Source organism: Actinoplanes sp. NPDC049599, from assembly GCF_044465625.1.
Taxonomy (GTDB): Bacteria; Actinomycetota; Actinomycetes; order Mycobacteriales; family Micromonosporaceae; genus Actinoplanes.
This window is the reverse complement of record NZ_JBITLX010000017.1, coordinates 176,842-201,847: the sequence shown is the minus strand read 5'-3', so window position 1 is coordinate 201,847 and position 25,006 is coordinate 176,842. Positions and strand designations below refer to the sequence as shown.

Genomic DNA, 25,006 nt, shown 5'->3' with positions numbered 1-25,006 from the left:
TCGGGAGGGTGTGGGAGAGTAGGACGCCGCCGGACTTAACGTTGAATGGTAGGCCCACACCAGCACTGGTGTGGGCCTACCACCATATATGCGCGCGTGCGTGTGTGTGTGAGCCTGTCCCGACCGGGACAGGCTCATTTTGCGTTCCGGCTCAGTTTCTGGTCTGGGCCGCGGAACGGATCTCGGCGAGCAGCTTCGCGGAGTCGTCCACCGTGCGGCCCGGGAACATCGCCAGGGCCAGGCTGCCGTGGTCGGCCCAGCCGCATACCGGCATGTCGGCGCCGTCCGCCTTGGTGGTGCCGCACTTCATGGTGCCGCCGAACTCGCCGGCGGGAACGTCGTGCAGGCCCGTCACGGCGCCCTGGTCGTCGGACACGAGGCCGAACGCCGTCTTGAGGTCGTCCTCCGGCGTCCAGAACAGCGTGGTGCCGCCGAAGAACAGGACGTCGTTGCCGGAACCGTCGCTGAAGACCGCCCCGACCGCGCGATCCAGGTCCACGTCCGCCGACAGGGCCGTCAGCAGGTAGTCGGCTGTGCTCCGGCCCTCTTCGCTCGTGTCCACGCTGAGGCCGGCCACGGTTGCCGGCACTGTGAGCGTCGCGTCCTTCTGTGAGGAGATGCGCCAGCCCACGTACCCGAGGACGGATGCGCCCGCGAGGCCGACCGCCAGCAGTGAGCTCAGCACGATCGTGCGCGTTCGCGACCGGGGCGCCCGTTGCGTCGGCTCCTGGTCCGTCGACTCGGTGAGGGGGAACGGGTCGTCGGCGATCTCCACCGGTGCCGATTCGGGCAGCGGGGACGGGCCAGGGCGCTCGGACATCGTGCGAGCCTAACAACCGCTGATCGGGTGCGGAGGTTATCCACAAGCTGCCGTTGTCCACAGGGAGGCGGTGCGAGCGCAGGCTCTCCGCGCGCCCTCCGTAGACTTGTCGGGTGAGCGAAGCAACCGACACCCGTACCCCCGACAGCCGGCCCACCGGTGGCCTTTCCGCCCAGTACCAGCCGGGCGAGGTAGAGCACCGGCGGTACGAGCAGTGGGTATCGGCCGGCTACTTCACGGCGGACCCCGCGAGCGACAAGCCGCCCTTCTCCATCGTCATCCCGCCGCCGAACGTGACCGGCTCCATGCACGTGGGCCACGCCCTCGAGCACACCATCATGGATACCCTCAGCCGCCTCAAGCGGATGCAGGGCTTCGAGGTGCTCTGGCTGCCCGGCATGGACCACGCCGGCATCGCCACCCAGAACGTCGTGGAGCGGCAGTTGGCCGCCCAGCAGATGTCCCGGCACGACCTCGGCCGTGAGGCGTTCGTCGAAAAGGTCTGGCAGTGGAAGGCCGAGTCCGGCGGCGCGATCACCGGGCAGATGCGCCGGCTCGGCGACTCCGTGGACTGGAGCCGCGAGCGGTTCACCATGGACGAGGGCCTGTCCAAGGCCGTGCAGACCATCTTCAAGCGGCTGTACGACGACGGCCTGATCTACCGCGCCGAGCGGATCATCAACTGGTGCCCGCGCTGCCTCACCGCGCTCAGCGACATCGAGGTTGAGCACACCGACGACGACGGTGAGCTGGTCTCGATCCGCTACGGCGACGGTGACAACACGATCGTGGTCGCCACCACCCGGGCCGAGACGATGCTCGGTGACACCGCGGTGGCCGTTCACCCCGACGATGAGCGTTACCAGCACATGATCGGCACCGAGGTTGAGCTGCCGCTCACCGGGCGCCGCATTCCGATCGTCGCCGACGAGCACGTCGACCCCGCTTTCGGCACGGGCGCGGTCAAGGTCACGCCGGCGCACGACCCCAACGACTTCGAGATCGGCCGGCGGCACAACCTGCCGAGCATGACGATCATGGATGAGCGCGCCGTGGTCACCGTACCGGGGCCGTTTGAGGGCCTGGACCGGTACGAGGCGCGACCGGCGATCGTCGCGGCCCTGCGTGAGCAGGGGCGCATCGTCGCCGAGAAGCGGCCCTACCAGCACTCGGTCGGGCATTGCTCGCGGTGCAAGACGACCGTCGAGCCGCGGCTGTCGCTGCAGTGGTTCGTCAACACCGGTCCGCTGGCGAAGGCGGCCGGTGACGCGGTGCGCGACGGCCGGGTCGCCATCGAGCCTCCGGAGCTGGCCAAGCGCTATTTCGCGTGGGTCGACAACATGCACGACTGGTGCATCTCGCGCCAGCTGTGGTGGGGCCACCGCATTCCGGTCTGGTACGGCCCGGACGGCGAGGTCGTCTGCGTCGGGCCCGACGAGGAGCCGCCGGCCGGCGCGGGCTGGCGCCAGGACGAGGACGTGCTCGACACGTGGTTCTCGTCCGGGCTGTGGCCGTTCTCGACGATGGGCTGGCCCGAGCAGACCGAGACGCTGGCCAAGTTCTATCCGACCAGCGTCCTGGTCACCGGCTACGACATCCTGTTCTTCTGGGTCGCCCGGATGATGATGTTCGGCCTGTACGCGATGGACGGCGTGCAGCCGTTCGACGTGGTGGCCCTGCACGGGCTGGTCCGCGACGCGCACGGCAAGAAGATGTCCAAGTCGTTCGGTAATGCCGTCGACCCGCTGGACTGGATCGACCGGTACGGCGCCGACGCCACCCGCTTCACGCTGGCCCGCGGCGCCAACCCCGGCTCCGACGTGCCGATCAGTGAGGAGTGGTGCCAGGGCTCGCGCAACTTCTGCAACAAGCTCTGGAACGCGACCCGGTTCGCGCTGATGAACGGCGCGACGGTCGAGGGTGAGCTGCCGGCCTCGGCGGAGCTGTCGAGCGTCGACAAGTGGATCCTCTCGCGGCTGCAGCACGTCATCGCCGAGGTGGACGAGCAGCTGGCCACGTACGAGTTCGCGAAGGCCTGCGACACCCTTTACCACTTCGCGTGGGACGACGTCTGCGACTGGTACGTCGAGCTCAGCAAGCCGGTGCTCGCCACCGACAGCGCCGAGGCGGTGCGCTCGCGCCGGGTCCTCGGGCACGTGCTCGACCAGTTGCTGCGGCTGTTGCACCCGGTGATCCCGTTCGTCACCGAGGAGCTGTGGACGGTGCTGACCGGCGCCGAGTCGGTCGTGGTCGCGGCCTGGCCGGCTGCCGATCCGGCCCGCGTCGACGACGTGGCCGAGGAGGAGCTGGCCGCGCTGCAGAAGGTCGTCACCGAGGTGCGGCGGTTCCGGTCCGACCAGGGCCTGCGTCCGGGCCAGCGGGTCAACGCCGCGCTGACCGGCCTCGGCAACGTGGGGATCGACGTGCACGAGCCGCTGATCCGCTCGCTGGCCCGGCTGGACGCGCCCGGCACCGAGTTCACGGCCACGGCGACCCTCGCGGTCACCGGCGGCATCACCGTGGACCTCGACACCCGCGGCACGATCGACGTCGCGGCCGAGCGGGCCCGCCTGGACAAGGACCACGCCGCCGCCGAGAAGGAAGCGGCGCAGTGCCGGGCCAAGCTCAACAACGACGCGTTCATCGGCAAGGCGCCCGAGCAGGTCGTTGCGAAGATCAAGGATCGCCTGGCCGCGGCCGAGGCCGACCTGGCGAGAATTGCCGCGGCCCGTCGGGCGTTGCCCTCCACATGAGCACCTATCGAGAGGTGATCGCCGCGCTCGACGGGCGCGGCTTCACCCGCATGGCCTTCGACCTGCAGAAGATCCGCGACCTCATGGACGTGCTCGGCAGTCCGCAGCGGGCGTACCCGTCGATCCACCTCACCGGGACCAACGGCAAGACGTCCACGGCCCGGATGATCGACGGCCTGCTGCGCGCGCACGGCCTGCACACCGGCCGCTACACCAGCCCGCACCTGGAGACCGTCCGGGAGCGGATCAGCCTGGACGGCGAGCCGGTGTCCGAGGAGCGGCTGACCGCCGTCTACGACGAGATCGCGCCGCTGGCCCAGCTGATCGATGATCGATCCGCCGAGCCGCTCACCTACTTCGACATGACCACGGCACTGGCGTACGCGACGTTCGCCGACGCTCCGGTGGACATCGCCGTGGTCGAGGTCGGCCTCGGCGGCGAGGAGGACGCGACCAACGTCATCGAGGCGGGGGTCTGCGTCATCACCCCGATCGGGCTCGACCACACCGAGTGGCTGGGCGACACGATCGAGGACATCGCCTGGGCCAAGGCGGGCATCATCCACAAGGACGCCACCGTGATCAGCGCGCTGCAGACCGAGGACGCGATGCGGCCGCTGCTGGAACGCTCCGCGCAGGTGGGCGCGACCGTGGCCCGCGAGGGCAAGGATTTCGGCGTGATCCGGCGCGACCAGGCGGTCGGTGGCCAGTACCTCACGCTGCAAGGCCTCGGCGGCGTGTACGACGAGGTGTTCCTGCCGCTCTTCGGGGCCCACCAGGCGCAGAACGCGGCCTTGGCGCTCGCGGCGGTCGAGGCGTTCCTCGGCGCGGGCGCGACCAAGCAGCTCGACCCGGACCTGGTCCGGGAAGGCTTCAGCGGCGTCGACTCGCCGGGGCGCCTGGAACGGGTACGCAGCGCACCGACGATCCTGCTCGACGGCGCCCACAACCCGCACGGCATGGCGGCGACCGTGACCGCGCTGGAGGAGGAGTTCGCGTTCCGCCACCTGGTCGTGGTGGTCGGCGTGCTCGCCGGCAAGGACGTGTCCGGCCTGCTCGAGCTGCTCGAGCCGGTCACGGCCCAGCTCGTGGTGACGCAGAACAGCTCACCCCGGGCGATGCCGGTCGACGAGCTCGCCCAGATCGCGGAAGAGATCTTCGGCGAGGACCGGGTGACCATCACCGACAACATGCCGGACGCCATCGAGGAAGCCGTCGTGCTGGCCGAGGAGAACACCGACGGCGAGCACAGCGGCGTCGCGGTGCTGATCACCGGCTCGATCGTCACGGTGGCCGACGCGCGGAAGCTGCTGAAGAAATGACCACGCCGCAGCCGGAGCCGCCGTCGCCCGGGGAGACGCCGGCCGAAGCACCCCGGCGCTCCGGGCTGCGCAATCCGGAGGCGGCGGTCCGCGGTCTCGGGGCGGGGACGCTCGTCCTGGAAGCGATCGTGCTGCTGCTGGCGATCCAGCCGATCCGCATCCTGGGCGGCGACCTCAGCGGCTGGGGCATCGGCGCGGTCGTGGCCCTGGCGGTGCTGGCGGCGGCGCTGGCCGGGAGCATGCGGCGGTCGTGGGCATGGCACGCCGGCTCGGCGCTGCAGGTGCTGTTGCTGGTGTCGGGCCTGCTGCATTGGTCGCTGGCGGCGCTGGGGCTGATCTTCGGTGCGGCCTGGGTCTACGCGACCACAGTCCGGCGCAAGATCCTGGGCTAGCCAGCCGGTCCGCTGCGCGTGCGTGGTCCACCCGACCTTTTGTGGTGGGTGGACCACGCGCGGGGACGTTCGGGTCAGCGGATGGCGCGCCACTGGGTGATGGCGATGTTGTGCTGGTCCGGGTCATGGAACGAGGCCGCCCAGAGTTCCAGTTTGTCGCCGCGGTTCACCGGGCGGGGGCCGTGGACGAACTTCACGCCCTTGCGCTTCAGTTCCTCGTAGACCGCTTCCACGTCGCCTACCTCGAGGTTCAGGTAGATCTGACGGCCGGCCACGCTCGACAGGTCGTGGACCGTGCGCAGGACCAGCCTGGTGTCGCCCGAGGCCAGCACCGCGCTGCCCGAGCCGGTGTCGATCTCGTAGAAGCCGAGCATCTCGCGGTAGAACGACACCGAGCGTTCCAGGTTGGTGACCAGCACCGTGATGCCAACGCCGTGGATGGCTCCCGCCGGCCCGGGCCGGGCGCTCGGGTAGGCGGTGAGGACGTCGTCGGCGCGTTCGTCCGGTTGGAAGCCGCCTTCGAGGTCAGCCCAGGGCTTGCCTCGCTTGGCTCCAGGGGGAGACGAGACGCTGGTGGGGGCAGGGGCGCTCGCTGAAGCGGACGCACTGGCGGGGGCGGTGGTGCTCTTGTCTGCGGATCCGGTCTTCGTGCCGGCTGCTGCCGCGCCTGCGGTGGCGGCGGTTGCTGCTGCGGCGCCTGCGTATTTGGCCGCTGTGCTCGGGCGCGCGTCCGGCGTGGCTGGGCCGGCGGAGGATTCGGGGGATCCGGCGCTGTGGACGGTTCCCGGTCGGATCGGGGTGGGTTCGGGGCGGGGCTTGGCGTCCGCGAGGTTGCCGGTGCCCGAGCCTCCGCCCGGACCGAATGCGGTCGGGGCGCCATAGACCGCCCCGGGAGCGGTCGCCGGGCCTGACGGCCGGGCCCAGACGGATGGGGCGCCCGGAGCGGCATCGGGCTTGGCACGACCCGGACCCGAACCAGGATCCGAGCTGGGACCCGCTGCCTTCGCGGCCGGGTCTGCGGGTGAGGTGCTTGAGCCTGAGGAAGGATCGGAGGTCGGCGCAGGGGCCTGGTCGGATGTCGGGCCGGACCTGGTCGCTGAGACGGCCCCGAGGCCTTCGGGTGACCTCGGCCTGCCTTCCGTCACGCGCTCGGGAGCAGTGCGTTCGGGTGCGGTGCGCTCGGAAGATATGGATTCGGGGGCGGTGCGCTCGGAAGCAGCGGACTCGGTAGCAGCGGGATCGGGAGCCGTGCGCCCGGCAGAGGTGGGACCGGGAGCGGTGCGCCCGGCAGAGGCTGGACCGGGAGCGGTGGGGCCGGGAGCGGTGCGCCCGGCCGAGGTGGGACCGGGAGCGGTGGGGCCCGCAAAGGTGGGACCGGAAGGAGCAGCTGCGCGGGAGACCGGATCGGGCTCACCAGACGGTCCTGCGGCGGCTGAGGAGGAGCCGGCAGCGGTCTCAGGCCGTCGGGCTGCGGGTGGGGGGCCTTCGGGGGCCGGTCGGCGTTGTTCCTGCTTCTTGCCGCGGAGGGCATTGCCGAACGCTGCGATCCCGGCCGCCACCACCGCTCCGGCAGCGGCCGCCAGACCAGTCGTCTGCGCCGTGCTCCTGGGCTGCTCGTCGGCATCGGCCACCGGTCGGCCACCCCGAGGGGCGTCATCCGGCCGCGCCTCGCGAGGCCGAGGCCCAGGCCTCCCCTCCGGAGCCGGGCGCGGCGCATCCGGAGTCGGGCGCGGCGCATCCGGAGTCGGGCGCGGCGCATCCGGAGTCGGACGGGACGCATCCGGAGTCGGGCGCGGCGAGTCCGCAGCCGGACGCGGCGTGGCCGACGCGGACGCCGTGCCGACGCCGGGACCAGCGACGCCGTCACCATCTCGGCCAGAGTCAAGATCAAGATCGAGGTCAGGGGCCGGCGAGACGGAATCCGACTCGCGGGCGGGCTGCTGGGCCCGGACTGTCCACGGCGGTGGTTCCAGATCTCCCAGCAGGACGTCATCCACCGCCCGAGCCGGCGGACCAGCCTCCTCGGCATCAAGGACCCGCGCCGCCCGATCAGTCACCGCCGCGCCGGAAGCCGCCGCGCCGGAAGCCGCCGCGCCGGGAGTAGGCGAGCCGGAAGCCGTCGGGCCGGAAGCCGTCGGGCTGGGAGCGGACGGGCCGGAAGCCGCCGCGCCGGGAGTAGGCGGGCCGGAAGCCGTCGGGCCGGAGTCCGCCGGGCTGGGAGCGGACGGGCCGGAAGCCGCCGCGCCGGGAGCAGGCGGGCCGGAAGCCGCCGGGCCGGACCCGCTGGAGGCCTGCTCACCCGAGGCCTGCTCACCGAAGGCCGGCTCGGCGATGATGTCGTTCTCCACCGCCTCCCGAGCCGCCGGCGTGCTCTCCGGCTCGCCGTCCAGTGGAAGGTCGATCTCCGGGTCGGCGGCCGGCGCCCGCTGGGCCGGAGCCGCCGACACCTCCTCCTCGACCACGGCAGCCGGCACTTCCGGCTCCAGCGTCGCCGTGGCCGGCCCCGGCCGGGGCCTGGGCCGGGGCTTCTCCGCCGGCCGCGGTGCCGTAGCCGTGCGGGCGCGTTGCGGCAGGGGTGACGTGTATTCGTAGTCCGGTTCCACCAGGTGGCCCTCGACGATCGGGCCGCTGGGGGAGTCGCGGACGATCACCGGTGGGGGCGGGTCGTTCAGGCCCGCGCGTGGCGGCGGGGGCGGGTCGTCCAGGTCGCCGGTGCGGGGCGCCGGTGGGGGTGGCGGGGGTGGCTCGTCCGGGCCGCGTCCCCACTGCCTGTCCCGGGACGCCCACGGTGGGGGTTCCGGTTCGCCGCCCAGCAGGTCGTCGTCCGGCAGATCATCGTCGTAGAACGCCGGTGGGACGTTCTGGGTCGACTGCTCGTAGGTCTCCGCCTCGTCCCAGTTGATCCGGACCCGGCGCATGTCGTCCACGTCCACCGTCACCGGCAGGGTGTCGCCGACCCGGGGCCATTTGACCACCGGGACGCGGGGGTCGCGGACCGTGACCTCCGAGGTTGGCAGGCCGGGGGCGACGATCACGATCTGGAGCTCCGCGCGGCCGTAGATGGCCGTGGCCGGGGGGTCAGAGATGGCTTTGACCTGGGCCGTTCCCGCCACCCAGGCACGGGCGCCGCGGCGGACCACGTTGACCATGCCGAGGGCGATCGCCAGGATCAGCATCGCCAGGCCCAGCGCGACGATCGCCCAGCTGGACATGCCGAGGCCGAACAGCATCACGAAGACCGCGATCGTGCCGACGACGGCCGCCACGAGTTTGCGGGCGGGTGCGACCGGCCGGCCGTTCTGGTTCGCCACAGTGGACCTCCTGGGGTTACCCGTCAGGTTACGTAGCGCGACCGCGTGTGGAAAGTGCGCTACCGGGCGGTTGCCGCTCGCGGCGCGGACGGTACCGATAGGCTGACAGCCCGGTGTCACGGCACCGGCGTGTCGACTTGCTCATGCCATGACCAGGAGGATCTTCCGGTGTCCACTGCCACCGAGCGCACGCTCGTGCTCGTCAAGCCCGATGCGCTGCGGCGCGGCCTGCTCGGGGAGATCCTGGGCCGGTTCGAGCGCAAGGGCCTCACGATCGATGCGCTGGTTGTGCGGACCATGGACGCTGAGCTGGCCGACCAGCACTACGCCGAGCACGTCGAACGGGATTTCTACCCGCCGCTGAAGAAGTTCATGACCAGCGGGCCGCTCGCCGCCCTGGTGCTCTCCGGCGACGAGGTCATCGCGGTCGTGCGGGCCCTGGTCGGGGCCACCGACGGGCGCAAGGCCGCCGCGGGGACGATCCGCGGCGACCTGTCGCTGTCCAACCGGGAGAACCTCGTGCACGCGTCCGATTCCCCCGACAGTGCCAAGCGTGAGCTGGCGCTCTGGTTCCCCGAGCTCTAGGGCTCCAGCGGCGGCTCGTTGCGCACCGCGATCGAGAGCCGGTTCCAGACGTTGATGGTGACGATCGCCATCAGCAGGTTGCCCAGCTCCTCCTCGGTGAACGCCTTGGCGGCCGGCTCCCAGACCTCGTCCGGGACGCCGTGCTCGCCGAGGCGGGTCACCGCGTCGGTCAGGGCCAGCGCGGCCCGCTCCCGCTCGGTGAAGAACGGCGCGTCGTGCCAGGCCGCCACCGCGAACAGCCGGCGGCTCGACTCGCCGTTGGCCAGCGCCTCGCGGCTGTGCATGTCGGTGCAGAACGAGCAGCCGTTCACGATCGAGGCGCGCAGTTTGATCAGCTCGTACAGGGTCGGGTCGACGGTGGAGCGGCAGTACTTCTCCATGCCCAGGACCGCGCCGTAGGCACCCGGCGCCACCTTGTCGATCGTCAAGCGGGACATCAGTCCTCCTCGTAGTGGGTTACTCAGCGAGGACGACCTGGCGTTCGGGAACGTGACAGGGATCGGTCATATCCGTGACTTGTGTGCTTCACGTCATACCGAGAGTCTTCGACCATGACGTCCATCGATCGACGCAGCCTGCTGCGGGCCGGGCTGGCCGGCGGTGCCCTCGGTGTCCTGCCGGCCGGGCCGGCCTTCGCGGGCTGGTCGGCGGCCCGTCCCGTGCTCACCCACGGCGTGCAGAGCGGCGACGCCACCGCTGACTCCGCGGTGGTCTGGGCCCGCGCCGACCGGCCGAGCCGGATGTGGGTCGAGGCGAGCCGGCGGCCGGATCTGCGGGGCGCGCGCCGGGTGCGCGGGCCGGTGCTGACCCCGGACACCGATTTCACCGGCAAGGTGCACCTGCGCGGCCTGCCGGCCGGGGAGAAGATCTTCTATCGGGTACGCGCGGAGAGCCTGGACCGCCCCGGCCTGCTCAGCGTGCCCGTCGACGGCTCCCTCGGCACCGCGCCGCTGCGCCGCCAGGACGTCTCGTTCGTCTGGACCGGCGACGTCGTCGGCCAGGGCTGGGGCATCGACCCGGCGTACGGCGGCCTGCGGCTGTTCGAGTCGATGCGGCGGCGGCACCCCGACTTCCTGCTGCACAGCGGCGACACCGTGTACGCCGACGGCCCGCTGGCGCCGTCCGTGACGCTGCCGGACGGCCGGATCTGGCGCAACCTGGTCACGCCGGAGAAGTCCAAGGTCGCCGAGACGCTGGGGGAGTACCGCGGCCAGTACGCGTACAACCTGCTGGACGACGCGTACAAGGCGTTCGCCGCGGAGGTGCCGCAGGTCAACCAGTGGGACGACCACGAGGTGGTGAACAACTGGTACCCGGGGGAGATCCTCGACGACGCCCGGTACACCGAGAAGCGGGTCGACGTGCTCGCGGCGCGGGCGCACCGGGCGTACCGGGAATGGGTGCCGATCCCGGACCTGGCCGGGCCGATCCACCGGAAGATCTCCTACGGGCCGTTGCTGGATGTGTTCGTGCTGGACATGCGCACGGTCAAGGACGTCAACGACGGCAACACCTACGCCGACCCGGAGCGCGGCCTGCTCGGCGCCGCGCAGCGCGAGTGGCTGATCCACGGCCTGCGCTCGTCCCGGGCCACCTGGAAGGTCATCGCCAACGACCTGCCGCTGGGCCTGGTCGTGCCGGACGGCGCCGCCGCGCAGGAGGGGGTGGCCCAGGGTGACCCGGGCGCGCCGAAGGGCCGGGAGCTGGAGTTCGCGCAGGTGCTGCGGTCCGCCCACCGGCACGGCGTGACCGGGATCGTGCTGCTCACCGCCGACGTGCACTACACCGCGGCGCACCACTACGACCCGGCCCGGGCCGCGGTGCAGGACTTCACGCCGTTCTGGGAGTTCGTCTCCGGGCCGGCCCACGCGGGGGGTTTCGGGCCGAACGCGCTGGACGGCACGTTCGGGCCGGAGGCGGTCTTCGTGCACGCCCCGCCGGTGGCGAACACCTCCCCGGCCGACGGCTACCAGCACTTCGGCGAGGTGCGGATCGACGGCCGCACCGGTGCGCTGCGGGTGGACCTGCGGGACCGCGACGGCGTGTCGTTGTGGGGTATCACCCTGCCGGAGCCGCGGCACAAATGACGGCCGGTATCGTTGTGCTGTCAGGCGACGATCCGGCCATCACCGGGGAGCCTCCGGAAGAACGGGCGTGCGCGCCTCAGTAGAACCGGGCGGACACCGGCCCGCACCCCAGCCGGCGAACGAGCGGGCGGCCCCGGCCGTCAAGCGAGGTGGTACCGCGGGCTCCGGCTCGTCCTCGCAGTCCACGACGTGTGAACTGCATGAGGAGCGAGCGCCAGATGGCCTACCCCAAGCACACCGACGCCTCCGGCGTACCGGCGAGCCCCGACCTGCCCGCGGTCGAGCGGGCCGTGCTGGAGCACTGGGCCGCCGACAAGACCTTCGAGGCCAGCGTCGAGGCCCGCCCGGCCGGCACGAACGGCAGCAACGAGTACGTCTTCTACGACGGCCCGCCGTTCGCCAACGGGCTGCCGCACTACGGCCACCTGTTCACCGGCTACGTCAAGGACCTGGTGCCGCGTTACCAGACCATGCGGGGCAAGCGGGTCGAGCGGCGCTTCGGCTGGGACACCCACGGGCTGCCCGCCGAGGTCGAGGCCGAGAAGCAGCTCGGCATCACCACCAAGGCGCAGATCCTGGAACTGGGCGTCGACAAGTTCAACGACGCCTGCCGGACCTCCGTGCTGGCCTACACCAAGGACTGGGAGCGGTACGTCACCCGCCAGGCCCGCTGGGTGGACTTCGCCGACGACTACAAGACACTCGACCCCAGCTACATGGAGTCGGTCATGTGGGCCTTCCGGACCCTGTTCGACAAGGGGCTGGTCTACGAGGGCTTCCGGGTGCTCGCGTACTGCTTCCGGTGCGAGACGCCGCTGTCGAACACCGAGACCCGGATGGACGACGTCTACCGGGACCGGACCGACCCGGCGCTGACCGTGACGTTCCAGCTGTCGGCCGGCTCAGGGCCGGAGGCACTTACAGACGGAGCGAAGATCGCGGTGTGGACCACCACGCCGTGGACGCTGCCGTCGAACCTCGCGCTCGCCGTCGGCCCGGACATCGAGTACGCGGTGCTGGAGAAGGATGGCCAGAAGCTGATCCTGGGTGCGGGGCGCGTCTCCGCGTACGGGAAGGAGCTTGAGGGTTTTGAGCAGGTCGGCACCGTGCTGGGCCGGGAGCTGGCGGGCCGGCGGTACACGCCGATGTTCGACTTCCTGGTCGAGCAGGCCGGCCCGAACGCCTACCAGGTGCTGGCCGCCGACTACGTCAGTGACGAGGACGGCACCGGCGTCGTGCACCAGGCGCCGGCCTTCGGCGAGGACGACCAGAACGTCTGCAACGCCGCCGGCATCCCGACGATCGTGACCGTCGACGAGCACACCCGGTTCACCGCGCTGGTGCCCGACTACCAGGGCGTGCAGGTCTTCGACGCGAACAAGCCGATCATCGCTTCTTTGAAACAAAGCGGCACCGTGCTGCGGCACGAGGGCTACACGCACTCGTACCCGCACTGCTGGCGCTGTGACACCCCGCTGGTCTACAAGGCCGTGTCGTCGTGGTTCGTCGCCGTCACCAAGTTCCGGGACCGGATGGTCGAGCTGAACCAGGAGATCACCTGGACGCCGGCGCACATCAAGGACGGCTCGTTCGGCAAGTGGCTGGCCAACGCCCGGGACTGGTCGATCAGCCGGAACCGGTTCTGGGGCTCGCCGATCCCGGTGTGGAAGTCCGACGACCCGACCTACCCGCGGGTCGACGTCTACGGCTCGCTGGCCGAGCTCAGCGCGGACTTCGGCGTTGAGGTCACCGACCTGCACCGGCCGTTCGTGGACGAGCTGACCCGGCCCAACCCGGACGACCCGACCGGGCAGTCGACCATGCGCCGGGTGCCCGAGGTGCTGGACTGCTGGTTCGAGTCCGGGTCGATGCCGTTCGCGCAGGTGCACTACCCGTTCGAGAACAAGGACTGGTTCGAGCACCACTACCCGGGCGACTTCATCGTCGAGTACATCGGCCAGACCCGCGGCTGGTTCTACACCATGCACGTGCTGGCCACGGCGCTGTTCGACCGGCCGGCCTTCCGCAACTGCCTGAGCCACGGCATCCTGCAGGGCGCCGACGGCCGCAAGATGTCCAAGAGCCTGCGCAACTACCCGGACGTCTACGAGGTCTTCGACTCCTACGGCTCCGACGCGATGCGCTGGATGCTGATGTCCTCGCCGGTGCTGCGCGGCGGCGACATGCCGGTCACCGAGGTGGCGATCCGCGACTCGGTGCGCCAGGTGCTGCTGCCGCTGTGGAACGTCTGGTACTTCTTCAGCCTGTACGCCAACGCGGCAGGTCACGAAGCACGGCTCCGGACCGACTCGACGCACCTGCTGGACCGATACATCCTGGCCAAGACCAGCGAGCTGGTCTCGGACACCACCCGCCAGCTCGACGAGTACGACATCTCCGGCGCGGCCGGCTCGGTGCGGTCGTACCTGGACGCGCTGACCAACTGGTACGTGCGCCGCTCCCGGGACCGCTTCTGGACCGGCGACGCGGACGCGTTCGACACCCTCGCCACCGTGCTGGAGACGCTGTGCCGGGTGGTGGCCCCGCTGGCCCCGCTGACCGCCGAGGAGATCTGGCGCGGCCTGACCGGGGAACGGTCGGTGCACCTGACCGACTGGCCGGCCGCGGCGGCGTTCCCGGCCGACCACGAACTGGTGGCGTCGATGGACGCGATCCGTGAGGTGGCCTCGGCGGCGTTGTCGCTGCGCAAGGCCAAGGCGCTGCGGGTGCGGCTGCCGCTGGCCCGGCTGACCGTGGCCACGCCGGCCGCCGACGCGCTGCGGCCGTTCGCGGACCTGCTGGCCGACGAGGTGAACGTCAAGGACGTGCAGCTCAGTGCCGATCTGGCCGCGTACTCCCAGCAGGTTTTGACCGTGGTGCCGCGGGCCCTCGGCCCGCGCCTGGGCAAGCAGGTCCAGGTGGTCATCAAGGCCGTCAAGGCCGGCGACTGGGAGCTGGTCGACGGCGCGCCCGTCGCGGCCGGCGTCACCCTGCTGGCGGGTGAGTACGAGCTGAAGCTGATCGCCGCCGACGCGGAGAACTCGGCGCCGCTGCCGGCCGGCCGCGGCGTGGTGCTGCTCGACACCGAGGTCACCCCGGAGCTGGCCGCCGAGGGCCTGGCCCGCGACCTGATCCGGGTCGTGCAGCAGGCCCGCCGCGACGCCGACCTGGACGTGTCCGACCGGATCGCGCTGCGGATCGCGGCGGCCCCCGCGGTCGCGACGGCCGTCGAGGTGCACCGGGACTTCGTCGCCGCGGAGACCCTGGCCACCTCGCTCGTCCTGGATCCGGCGGCGACCGGCTTCAGCGGCGAGGTCGGCGACGGCGAAACGGTGACGGTCGCGGTCACCCGCGCCGGCTGACACCCCCGCCCGGCTCGGCGGCTGTCGCAGCACGCGGCAAACGCCGAGCCTGGCGGCGGGAACTCGACGGGGTAACCTCACATCGCCCCCCACTCTTTTTTGCTTTGTCCGCGCCCGGAGGAACACGTTGCCGCTGCTCTACTCGATCGGCAAAATCACTGTCGGTAAAGCGATGACCCTCGGCTGGCGGCCGCACGTCGAAGGTCTCGAGCACATCCCCCAGACCGGCGGTGCGATCTTCGCCGGTAACCACCTGTCGGTCGCCGACGAGCTGTTCCTGGGCGCCGTCGTCCCCCGGCACATCGCCTTCTGGGCCAAGGCCGAGTACTTCCGCGGCGGCAGCCTGGGCGGGAACATCACCAAGTTCGTCCTCGAAGGCCTCGGCGCGATCAAGGTCGAGCGCGGCGGCGGCCGGGCGGCGCTGGCCGCCTTCGACGGCGCGATCCCGGTGCTCAAGGCCGGCGACATGGTCGCGGTCTACCCCGAGGGCACCCGCTCGCCGGACGGCCGGCTCTACCGCGGGCGCACCGGCGTGGCCCGGCTCGCGGTCGCGGCCGGCGTGCCGATCATCCCGGTCGGCGTGCTCGGCACGGAGAAGGTGCAGCCGATCGGCCAGCGCTTCCCCCGGCCGGGCAAGGGCCAGGTCACGATCAAGTTCGGCGCGCCGATCCCCACGGTGGGCCGCAGCGACGACCGGACCGCGCTGCGCGAGCTGACCGACGAGGTCATGGCTGAGATCCAGAAGCTCACCGGCCAGGAGTACGTGCCCCGCTACGCCCCGCCGCGAGAGGCCTCCTAAGGCGCCCGGGAGCCGCGGGCCTGCTCCTGCTCGACCAGCGCCGCGAGGTCGGTCAGCCGGTGCAGGCCCTGCAGCGGCCGGCGCATCCGGTGGTTGCCGGCCAGCTGCTGCTCGTGGCGCTCCAGGAAGGCCCAATAGCCCGCCGTGTACGGGCACGCGTGGTCGCCCACCCGCACCTTCGGGTCGTAGCGGCAGCCGCCGCAGTAGTCACTCATCCGGTTGACGTACGCGCCGCCACCCGCGTACGGCTTGGTGCTCATCCGGCCGCCGTCGGCGAACTGGCTCATGCCCACCACGTTCGCCGTCATCACCCACTCGTAGCCGTCCACGAACGCCCGGTGGAACCAGTCCGCCACCGCGCCCGGCCGCCAGCCGCGTTGCATCGCGTAGTTGCCGAGCACCATCAGCCGCGGGATGTGGTGCACCCAGCCGCGGTCGCGGACCCCGGCGAGCACGTCGGACAGGCAGCGCGCCTCGACCGCGTCGGCGTCCAGGTCGGCGAACCAGCTCGGCAGCGGCGTGGCGGCGTGCAGCTCGTTGGCGCGCCGGTAGCCGGGCTCGAAGTACCAGTACAGGTGCCAGACGAAGTCCCGCCAGCCGATGAGCTGGCGGACGAAGCCCTCCACGCTCGCCAGCGGGGCGGTGCCGGCGCGGTAGGCCGCCTCGGCCTGCTCGGCGGCCTCCAGCGGGTCCAGCAGGCCCAGGTTGAGCGGGGCGCTGAGCAGGCTGTGCGCGAGGTACGGGTCGCCGGTCAGCATCGCGTCCTCGTACGGGCCGAAGGACGGCAGCCGGTGCGCGACGAAGTGGTCGAGCCGCGCCACCGCCTCGGCCCGGGTCGCGGGGAACAGGCGGGGGCCGTCGCGGCCGATGAAGGTGATGCCGTCGTCGCGTTCCCAGCGGTCCAGATCCGCCCGGACGGCCGCGTCGATCTCGTCCTCCCGGATCTCCGGCGCCGGCTCGACGGCCAGCCGGGTGACCCCGCGCGGGGGCGGCTCCCGGTTCTCGGCGTCCAGGTTCCAGGTGCCGCCGGCCGGCTCGGTGCCGTCCATGAGCAGGCCCGTGCGCCGCCGGGCGTCCCGGTAGAAGTCCTCCATCCGCAGGCCGCGCCGGCCGTTCGCCCAAGCGGTGAACTCCGGCGGATCGGTCACGAAGCCGCGCGGCGGCAGCACGTCGGCACCGAGCCGCTGGACCAGGCCGCGGGCCGCCCGCGAGGTGGGGTGGCAGACGCTGAGGGGTTCGCCGAGGTCGCGTACCGCCTCGCCGTAGGTCTCGGCGCGCACGAGGACGGCCTGGTCGCCCAGCTCGGCCGCGCGGTGCCGGAGCGCGGAGAGCACCAGGTGGGCCCTCTGCCGGTGGAATGCCCGGCGCCGGAACACCGCCTTGGACTCCACCAGCAGCACCGGCTGGCCGGGGTCGTCGAGGAAGTGCGGGCCGAGCTGGTCCGCGAACAGCCAACGCCGGGTCATACCGCAGTTCTACCCGCGGGTGAGCACCGCACCCCGCAGGACACCCGTGAGTTCCGCGCTTTCCGGCACGGAACGCCTGGTCAGCAGCACGGTGGCGAGGCTGCCGTGGTCGGCCCAGGCGCAGACGACCACGGTCTTGCCGCTCGAGCGGCCCACCCCGCACCGCTCGTGCACGCCGCTCTCACCCAGGTCGTAGGACTGCACGTCGGTGATGTCGTACTCGCCGGCCAGGTGGGCGATCTCGGCCTCGACGTCGGCCTCCGGCGTGAACCGCAGCCCGGTCGTGCCGAAGACGGTGACCCGCTTGCCGTTGCCGTCGGCGTAGACGCCGCCGAAGACCTCACCCTGGACCAGGCTGGTGCCGCCGAGCTGGTCGGAGAGCTTCTCGACGGCGCGCCGGCCGGCGGCGTCCTCGCGCAGGTCCAGGTCCGCGACGGTCTGCGGCAGGACTGCCGAGACCGGGTACTGCCGGGCGGCCGGCCAGGCCAGATAGGCGGGTACGCCGCAGCAGCAGACGACGCTGAACAGGGTGAACAGGAACAGCCGGCGGGGCCAGCGCCGCTTGCGCCGGGGTGCGGGCGGCGGTCCGGCCCGCGGCGGTCTGGTCGGTGGTGCCCAGGGCGGCGGCGCGGGCGGGCGGGGCTGGACCGGGAGGCGGTTGGCGACCGGTTGCGGCGTGGGCTTCTTGCGGCCCCAGCCGCGGCGGCGCGGCGGGCCGGCCTGCACGGGCGCGCGCTGCGGAAGCCCGGCCTGTGCGGGTGCGCGCTGCGGAAGCCCGGCCGGCGCGGGCGCACCGGCCCGGCTGGGCTGCTGCGCCTGGGCGCGGCGCAGCAGTGTCTCGGCCTGGGCCTGCGGAATCGGCGCCCGGGTGCCGGGCGGCGGCGCCTGAGCCCGGGCCGGCTCCATCCGGGTCGGCGGCAGCGGCGCGTCCATCCGGGTCGGCGGCAGCGGCGCCTCCATCCGGGTCGGGGGGAGGGGCGCCTCCATCCGGGTCGGGGGCAGGGCGCTCTCCATCCGGGTCGGTGGCATCGCCTCCGGGAACGGCAGCTCGGCCTGCCACGGCGTGTCCTGGTCGGCCCAGGGGTCGACCGCGGGCGTCGCCGACCAGTCCTCGCCGTCGGCCCACGGGTCGGTGGGCGGCGCCGGCTGGTCGGCCTCGCCCTCGGTGCGGCGGCGCGACCACCAGGGCCGCTTAGGCACATGCGGGGGTACGACCGCCGAGCCGCTCCACCGGGCGGGCGGCTCCGGCTCGCCCTGGGCCCGGGTCTCGTCGGCCGGCTCCACGGCGGGTGCGTCGGCCGGCTCGGCAGCGGCAGTCGCCGGGCCGTCGATCCGGGTGGGGGTGGCGTTCTCCGGGGCCGGTGCGGCCGGATTCTCCGGCTGCTGGTCGGTCATCCGTTGATCTCCTCCCGCTGTCTGCCCCGTGTCCGCGGACGGCCCGCTGCCGGGCGTCTTCCGCCAGGTTAGAGCCGCTCCGCCACCCCGCCGGGGCGGCGCGGACCCGCCGGGGGCATCTACCGCAATCGGTGCCGTACGTGAAAAACGGACACCCGGGCCGATGTGCGGGACGGTGCGGAGTCGTATGGTGACCCGGTGGTGAGCGTGAGATGACGACCATAAAGCGGAACGCGGTAACGGTCACCGGCCGGGCACAGGGCCAGCCGATGATGTTCGCGCACGGCTACGGCTGCGACCAGAACATGTGGCGCACCGTCGCGCCCGCGTTCCTGGACACCCATCGGGTGGTGCTCTTCGACCACGTCGGCGCCGGCCGGTCCGACCTCGGCGCCTACGACGAGCAGCGGTACTCCACCCTCGACGGTTACGCCGAGGACATCCTCGAGATCATTCACGAGCTGGACCTGCGGGACGTCGTCTTCGTCGGCCACTCGGTCAGCGCGATGATGGGGTTGCTCGCCGCGATCCGCGAGCCGGACCGGTTCGCCAAGCTCGTCCTGGTCGGGCCGTCGCCGCGCTACATCAACGACGGCGACTACGTCGGCGGCTTCGACTCCAGCGACATCGAGGCCATGCTGGAGTCGCTGGACAGCAACTACCTGGGCTGGTCGAGCACGATGGCCCCGGTGATCATGGGCAACCCGGACCGGCCCGAGCTGGGCACCGAGCTGACCAACAGCTTCTGTGCCACCGATCCCGAGATAGCCAAGAAGTTCGCGCACGTGTGCTTCATGTCGGACAACCGCGACGACCTCGGCAAGGTCCGCACCCCCGCGCTGATCCTGCAGTGCACCGACGACGTCATCGCGCCGGCCGTCGTCGGCGACTACGTCCACGCGAACCTTCCCGGGAGCACACTGGTGGTCATGAACGCGACCGGGCACTGCCCCAACCTCAGCGCGCCCGCGGAGACGATCGCGGCGATCAGGTCGTTTCTGTAGAGCGATGGCTGAGGACGGTGGCGGTGGACCCGAGGTGACGCAGGATCTGCGGATCCCCTGGGACGAGGATCCCGGCGATCTCTACGAACACGCGCCGTGTGGTTACCTCACGACGCTCCCGGACGGCACGATCGTCAAGGTCAACGAGACGTTCCTGGCCTGGACCGGCTACGAGCGCGCCCAGCTGATCGGGCAGCGGCGGTTCCGGGATCTGCTCAGCGCGGGCGACAAGATCTATCACGAGACCCACTACGCGCCGCTGCTGAGCATGCAGAACGACGTCCACGAGATGGCCTTCGACCTGGTCCGGGCCGACGGGCGGCGGCTGCCCGTCCTGGTCAACTCCACGCTCGGGCGGGACCCGGCGGGGCTGCCCCGGGTCATCCGCACCATGATCCTGAACGCCACCGAGCGGCGCGGGTACGAGAAGGAGCTGCTGGCCGCCCGGCGCGGCGCGGAGGCATCCGAGCGGCGGGTCCGGGTCCTGCAGCAGATCGTCGCCGATCTCGCCGCCGCGCCCACCGAGGCCGAGGTGGCCGACGCGGTCGTCCGCGCGCCCGGCCCGGCCTTCGGCGCCGTCTCGGCGACCGTCTGGCTCGCCGACCGGGACCGGGACCGGCTCACGGCGGTGGCCGGCACCGACTCCGGCGCGCTGAGCCGCGACGACATCCCGCGCGACTCGTCCCGGCCGATCGCGGAGGTGGCCCGCCGCGGCGACCTGCACGTGATCGGCTCCCTGCAGGAGGCCGACGAGCACTTCCCGGAGCTGGCCGCCACCATGCGCCGCACCGGGCGCGGCACCGTGGTGCTGCTGCCGCTGACCGCGGCACCCGCCGAGGACCCGGGCGCCGTTGAGGTGCTCGGCGTGCTCTGTTTCGACTTCGCCGAGCCGCACGAGCTCACCGACAGCGAGCTGCGCGTGGTCCGGTTGCTCGGGCACCAGGCCGGTCAGGCGCTGGACCGGGCCCGGCTCTACGACGACGCCCGCCGGCGCGAGACCCGGGCGATCTTCCTGGCCGGCACCACCCGGGCGCTGGAGATGCTGCCGCGGCTGCTGCCCCGGGCCCGCGCGCTGGTCGAGCGGATCGTCCCGGAGATCGCCGAGTGGGCGGCCGTCCGGTTGCAGGTCGGACCCGCCGGCCTGCTCGCCGACGCCGGCGGTCCCGCGCCCGACCCGGTGCGGCTGGCCGACCGGGTGGCGCAGGTGCTGCTGGACGGCGAGCCGCAGCTCACCGACGACAAGGACTTCGACACCGGCTGCGCGGTGCTGCCGCTGGTGGCGAACGGCCGGGTGTTCGGCACGCTCGCGCTGCGGATGCCGCCGGACCGGCGCACCGCGGCGGCCGAGGCCGGCTTCCTGAGCGACCTGGCCGACCGGGCCGGCCTGGCCCTGGAGAACGCCCGCCTGTACGAGCAGGAACGGGCCATCGCCCGGACGTTGCAGCGCAGCCTGCTCGCCGCGGACCGGCCGTCGGACCCCCGGTTCGCGGTGGAGACGCACTACCAGGCCGCCGCGCACGATCTGGAGGTCGGCGGCGACTGGTACGACGCCTTCCTGATCACCCCGGACAAGCTCGCGGTGGTCGTCGGCGACGTGGTCGGCCGGGGCATCGACGCGGCCACCACCATGGGCCAGCTGCGCAGCGCCATCCGGGCGCTGGCCTCGGCCGAGGCGGGCCCGGCCCGGCTGCTCGAACGGCTGGACCGGTTCGTCGAGCGGGTCGAGTCGGCGCGGATGGCCACGGTCGCGTACGTCGAGGTGGACCTGGCGTCCAACCAGATGGTCTACGCCTGCGCCGGGCACCTGCCGCCGCTGCTGGCCGAGCCGGGCGCCCCGCCGCGCTACCTGCTCGACGGCCGTTCCGGCGCGCTGGGCTCGCGGGCCGGCCGGCAGGCGCGGATCGAGCACCGCACGCAGCTGCCGCCGGGCAGCCGGCTGCTGCTCTACACCGACGGGCTGATCGAGCGGCGCACCCGCCGGATCGACGCCGGCTTCGAGGTGCTGGCGCGCACGTACGCCGGCAAGCGGGACTCGCCGCTGCCGGGGCTGACCGCGGCGCTGGCCGACATGCTGGTCGGTCAGGAGCACGCCGACGACGTCTGCCTGCTCTGCCTCGCGCTGGGCACCGAGCGGCGGCTGGAACGCTCGATCGGCGCGGACCCGGTGCAGATCGCCCTGCTGCGCAAGGACCTGCGCGGCTGGCTGGTCTCGCACGGCGTCGACGACGACAGCACCCAGGCGGTGCTGCTGGCCTGCTCGGAGGCGGTGGCGAACGCGATCGAGCACGGCTACCGCAACGACCCGCTGGGCGTGGTGGACATCGTCGCCACCGTGTCGGCGGAGTCGGTCGACGTCACGGTGACCGACCACGGCGTCTGGGTCAGCCCGGAGGAGGACGGGCCCCGCGGCCGCGGCGTGCAGCTGATCCGGCAGGTCATGGACCAGCTGGCGTTCGAGCACGGCGACGGGACCACAGTGACGATGCGGCGGATCCGCCGGGAGGCCCAACCATGACCGAGCAGTGGGTGACCTTCGCGAAGCTGGGCCGGGCCGACCTGGTCCGGCTCGCGGGCGAGATCGACCTGGCCAACGCGCCGGAGATCGGCCGCGAGATCGTCCGGCAGACCGGCCGGGCGGGCGCGGTGGTGATCGACCTCACCGCGGTGTCTTTCCTGGACAGCGCGGGGGTGCGGCTGCTCGACGCGCTCGTCGGCGACCTGGATGATCAAGGAACGCCGATCCGGTTCGTGGTGGGTGCGACGGGCGCGGCCCGGATGACCCTGCAGCTGTGCGCGTTCCGGGATGATCTCCTGGCGACCGACCTGGACCGGGCCGCGGAGGAATTGGGCCGCTGAGCCGCGTACCCTGGTGCCCCATGAGCGTTAGTTCCGTGTTCCCGCAGCTCGAGCAGCTGCTGCCCCGGGTCAGCAAGCCGATCCAGTACGTGGGCGGCGAGCTCGGCGCCGTCGTCAAGGACTGGGACGCCACCACCGTGCGGTGGGCGCTGATGTATCCCGACGCGTACGAGGTGGGGCTGCCCAACCAGGGCGTGCAGATCCTGTACGAGGTCCTCAACGAGCAGCCCGACGTGCTGGCCGAGCGGACGTACGCGGTCTGGCCGGACCTCGAGGCGCTGATGAAGGAAGCCGGCGTCCCGCAGTTCACGGTCGACGCGCACCGCCCGGTGCACGCCTTCGACGTGCTGGGCATCTCCTTCGCCACCGAGCTGGGCTACACCAACATGCTGTCGGCGCTGGACCTGGCCGGCATCCCGCTGGAGTCCAAGGACCGCACGGTGGACCACCCGGTGGTACTGGCCGGCGGCCACGCGAGCTTCAACCCGGAGCCGATCGCCGACTTCATCGACGCTGCCGTGCTCGGCGACGGCGAGGAGGCGGTCCTCGAGATCACCGCCATCATCCGGGAGTGGAAGGCCGAGGGCAGCCCCGGCGGCCGCGACGAGCTGCTGCTGCGGCTGGCGCGCACCGAGAGCATCTACGTGCCGCGCTTCTACGACGTCGACTACCTGCCCGACGGCCGGATCCAGCGGGTCGTGCCGAACCGGCCGGACGTGCCGTTCCGGGTGCACAAGCGCACGACCATGGACCTCGACGCCTGGCCGTACCCGAAGAAGCCGCTGGTCCCGCTCGCCGAGACCGTGCACGAGCGGTATGCGGTGGAGATCTTCCGGGGCTGCACCCGGGGCTGCCGGTTCTGCCAGGCCGGCATGATCACCCGCCCGGTGCGGGAGCGCTCGATCACCACGGTCGGCCAGATGGTCAAGGAAGGGCTGGAGTTCTCCGGCTTCTCCGAGGTCGGCCTGCTCTCGCTGAGCAGCGCGGACCACTCGGAGATCGGCGACATGTGCTCCGGCCTCGCCGAGCAGTATGCGGACAGCAACGTCTCGCTGTCGCTGCCCTCCACCCGGGTGGACGCCTTCAACATCGACCTGGCCCAGGAGCTGTCCCGCAACGGCCGGCGCACCGGGCTGACCTTCGCGCCCGAGGGCGGCTCGGAGCGGATCCGCAAGGTCATCAACAAGATGGTGACCGAGGAGGACCTGATCCGGACGGTCGTCACGGCGTACTCCAACGGCTGGCGCAGCGTGAAGCTCTACTTCATGTGCGGCCTGCCCACCGAGACCGACGACGACGTGCTGCAGATCGGCCGGATGGCGCATGAGGTGATCAAGGCCGGCCGGATCGCCACCGGCACCAAGGACATCAAGTGCACGGTCTCCATCGGCGCGTTCGTGCCCAAGCCGCACACCCCGTTCCAGTGGGCCGCGATGGAGCGCCCCGAGGTGATCGACAACCGGCTGCGGATGCTCAAGCAGGAGATCAACAGCGACCGGTCGCTGGGCCGGGCGATCGGTTACCGCTACCACGACGGCGAGCCGTCGCTGATCGAGGGCCTGCTCTCCCGCGGTGACCGCCGGGTCGGCGCGGTGATCCGGCGCGCCTGGGACAAAGGCCAGCGATTCGACGGCTGGAGCGAGCACTTCTCGTACGCCCGCTGGGTCGAGGCCGCCGCGGAGACGCTGCCGGCCTTCGGGGTGGACCTGGACTGGTTCACCACCCGCGAGCGCGAGCAGCTCGAGGTGCTGCCCTGGGACCACCTGGACTCGGGCCTCGACAAGGACTGGCTCTGGCAGGACTGGCAGGACTCGATGACCGAGTTCGAGCAGGACGACTGCCGCTGGACGCCGTGTTTCGACTGCGGGGTCTGCCCGTCGCAGGACACCGAGATCCAGATCGGCCCGACCGGCAAGAAGCTGCTCCCGCTGACCCCGACCACCGGGCTGCGGGTGCCGGCGCCGGCACACACCCACTAGAAGGGTAAGAAGATCGCCAAGAACCAGCCGGTCGGTGGCCAGGCCCCGGTCGTGCAGCGGGTCCGCCTCCGCTACGCCAAGCGGGGACCGCTGCGCTTCACCTCGCACCGGGACTTCGCCCGGGCCTTCGAGCGCGCGCTGCGCCGGGCCGCCGTGCCGATCGCCTACTCCCAGGGCTTCACCCCGCACCCCAAGATCTCGTACGCGAGCGCGGCGCCGACCGGAGTGGGCAGCGAGGCGGAGTACCTGGAGATCGGGCTGCAGGCCGAGGTCGACCCGGCCGAGCTGCGCGTCGCGTTGGACGCCGCGCTCTCGCCCGGGCTCGACATCCTCGACGCCGTGGTGGCCCGGGAGGGCAGCCTCGCCGACCAGATCAACGCGTCCCGCTGGCTGCTGGAGCTTTCCGGCGTCCAGCCTCAGGTCGCGGCCGACGCGGTCGCGGCGTTCCTGGCAGCCGAGGAAGTGCTGGTCGAACGCATGACCAAGCAGGGCCGGCGGTCGTTCGACGCCCGGTCCGCAGTGACGTTCTTCGCTGTGACCAACCTGTCTGACGCACCTTCCGGGGCGACGGCCGCACCGTGTGCGATAATCGACCTTGTCGTGCGGCAGGTCACTCCCGCCGTGCGACCCGATGACGTCCTTTCCGGCCTGCGTGTGGTGGCTGGCCTGGAGCCGCCGGTGCCCGCACGGGTTACCCGGCTGGCGCAGGGCACTCTCACGCCGCAGGGGGAGATCGTCGATCCGTTGGAAGCGGATCGCGAGGGCGCCACCATCGGAGGGCACTGACCGATTCGGTCGGCGTCCGCGTTGGCAGACTTCGGCAGCCCGTCCGACTCGGTCGGGGCCGAAAAACTTGCGGCGACCCTGCGTGGCAG

17 protein-coding genes are annotated in these 25,006 nt (G+C 72.0%); 12 read left to right on the top strand and 5 right to left on the bottom strand.

The window, feature by feature from the left end; all coding sequences use genetic code 11:
* Positions 1-151: 151 nt before the first annotated feature.
* Positions 152-820, bottom strand: a complete 669-nt coding sequence (locus ACIBQZ_RS27465) for a hypothetical protein (RefSeq protein WP_396091663.1) — start codon at positions 818-820, stop codon at positions 152-154.
* A gap of 113 nt (positions 821-933) precedes the next feature.
* Between ACIBQZ_RS27465 and ACIBQZ_RS27460 the strand changes: the two genes are divergently transcribed.
* Genes ACIBQZ_RS27460 through ACIBQZ_RS27450 form a run of 3 tightly spaced genes read left to right on the top strand, consistent with a single transcriptional unit; the run spans position 934 to position 5,287 of the window.
* A complete protein-coding gene (locus tag ACIBQZ_RS27460) occupies positions 934-3,573 on the top strand; it encodes a valine--tRNA ligase (protein WP_396091662.1) in 2,640 nt (879 codons plus the stop codon).
* Positions 3,570-4,895 carry a bifunctional folylpolyglutamate synthase/dihydrofolate synthase gene (locus ACIBQZ_RS27455; RefSeq protein ID WP_396091661.1) on the top strand — a complete coding sequence of 442 codons (1,326 nt, stop codon included), beginning with the start codon at positions 3,570-3,572 and terminating at the stop codon, positions 4,893-4,895. The genes ACIBQZ_RS27460 and ACIBQZ_RS27455 overlap by 4 nt, the downstream gene beginning before the upstream one ends.
* Positions 4,892-5,287 (top strand): DUF4233 domain-containing protein, encoded by a 396-nt coding sequence (locus ACIBQZ_RS27450; protein ID WP_396091660.1) that lies wholly within the window; start codon positions 4,892-4,894, stop codon positions 5,285-5,287. Before ACIBQZ_RS27455 ends, ACIBQZ_RS27450 begins: the two co-directional genes overlap by 4 nt.
* Positions 5,288-5,361: 74 nt before the next feature.
* Here the strand turns inward: ACIBQZ_RS27450 and ACIBQZ_RS27445 are convergent, their stop codons facing one another.
* Positions 5,362-5,706: a VOC family protein gene (locus ACIBQZ_RS27445; protein ID WP_396091659.1), complete on the bottom strand. Its 345-nt coding sequence runs from the start codon at positions 5,704-5,706 to the stop codon at positions 5,362-5,364.
* A gap of 3,060 nt (positions 5,707-8,766) precedes the next feature.
* Here ACIBQZ_RS27445 and ndk point away from each other — a divergent pair.
* On the top strand, positions 8,767-9,183 hold the full coding sequence (ndk, locus tag ACIBQZ_RS27440) for a nucleoside-diphosphate kinase (RefSeq protein ID WP_396091658.1): 417 nt from the start codon (positions 8,767-8,769) through the stop codon (positions 9,181-9,183).
* Here ndk and ACIBQZ_RS27435 read toward each other — a convergent pair.
* Entirely contained in the window at positions 9,180-9,620 is a 441-nt protein-coding gene (locus tag ACIBQZ_RS27435; RefSeq protein WP_396091657.1) for a carboxymuconolactone decarboxylase family protein, read from the bottom strand. The two genes, ndk and ACIBQZ_RS27435, sit on opposite strands and share 4 nt — an antisense overlap.
* Positions 9,621-9,734: 114 nt before the next feature.
* Here ACIBQZ_RS27435 and ACIBQZ_RS27430 point away from each other — a divergent pair, with 114 nt between their 5' ends.
* The 3 genes from ACIBQZ_RS27430 to ACIBQZ_RS27420 all read left to right on the top strand — a co-directional run bounded on the left by ACIBQZ_RS27430 (position 9,735) and on the right by ACIBQZ_RS27420 (position 15,431).
* Entirely contained in the window at positions 9,735-11,270 is a 1,536-nt protein-coding gene (locus ACIBQZ_RS27430; protein WP_396091656.1) for an alkaline phosphatase D family protein, read from the top strand.
* Positions 11,271-11,488: 218 nt separating this feature from the next.
* A complete protein-coding gene (ileS, locus tag ACIBQZ_RS27425; RefSeq protein ID WP_396091655.1) occupies positions 11,489-14,632 on the top strand; it encodes an isoleucine--tRNA ligase in 3,144 nt (1,047 codons plus the stop codon).
* 127 nt (positions 14,633-14,759) lie between these two features.
* Positions 14,760-15,431, top strand: coding sequence for a lysophospholipid acyltransferase family protein (locus ACIBQZ_RS27420; RefSeq protein ID WP_396091654.1), 672 nt, complete (start codon positions 14,760-14,762; stop codon positions 15,429-15,431).
* Here ACIBQZ_RS27420 and ACIBQZ_RS27415 read toward each other — a convergent pair.
* A complete protein-coding gene (locus ACIBQZ_RS27415) occupies positions 15,428-16,897 on the bottom strand; it encodes a cryptochrome/photolyase family protein (protein WP_396091653.1) in 1,470 nt (489 codons plus the stop codon). The two genes, ACIBQZ_RS27420 and ACIBQZ_RS27415, sit on opposite strands and share 4 nt — an antisense overlap.
* Before the next feature lie 9 nt (positions 16,898-16,906).
* Positions 16,907-18,292: a hypothetical protein gene (locus ACIBQZ_RS27410; protein WP_396091652.1), complete on the bottom strand. Its 1,386-nt coding sequence runs from the start codon at positions 18,290-18,292 to the stop codon at positions 16,907-16,909.
* 212 nt (positions 18,293-18,504) lie between these two features.
* On the opposite strand from ACIBQZ_RS27410, the gene ACIBQZ_RS27405 reads away from it, so the two are divergent.
* From ACIBQZ_RS27405 to ACIBQZ_RS27385, 5 genes are read left to right on the top strand one after another with little or no spacing between them, the layout of a single operon-like run.
* On the top strand, positions 18,505-19,296 hold the full coding sequence (locus ACIBQZ_RS27405; RefSeq protein WP_396091651.1) for an alpha/beta fold hydrolase: 792 nt from the start codon (positions 18,505-18,507) through the stop codon (positions 19,294-19,296).
* Between the two features lie 4 nt (positions 19,297-19,300).
* The gene (locus ACIBQZ_RS27400; RefSeq protein ID WP_396091650.1) at positions 19,301-21,811 is read left to right on the top strand and encodes a SpoIIE family protein phosphatase; all 2,511 of its coding nucleotides are present in this window, start codon (positions 19,301-19,303) and stop codon (positions 21,809-21,811) included.
* Positions 21,808-22,152, top strand: a complete 345-nt coding sequence (locus tag ACIBQZ_RS27395; RefSeq protein WP_396091649.1) for an STAS domain-containing protein — start codon at positions 21,808-21,810, stop codon at positions 22,150-22,152. Before ACIBQZ_RS27400 ends, ACIBQZ_RS27395 begins: the two co-directional genes overlap by 4 nt.
* A 20-nt stretch (positions 22,153-22,172) precedes the next feature.
* Positions 22,173-24,131, top strand: coding sequence for a TIGR03960 family B12-binding radical SAM protein (locus ACIBQZ_RS27390; protein ID WP_396091648.1), 1,959 nt, complete (start codon positions 22,173-22,175; stop codon positions 24,129-24,131).
* A gap of 51 nt (positions 24,132-24,182) precedes the next feature.
* Positions 24,183-24,917, top strand: coding sequence for a TIGR03936 family radical SAM-associated protein (locus ACIBQZ_RS27385; RefSeq protein WP_396091647.1), 735 nt, complete (start codon positions 24,183-24,185; stop codon positions 24,915-24,917).
* Positions 24,918-25,006: the final 89 nt, after the last annotated feature.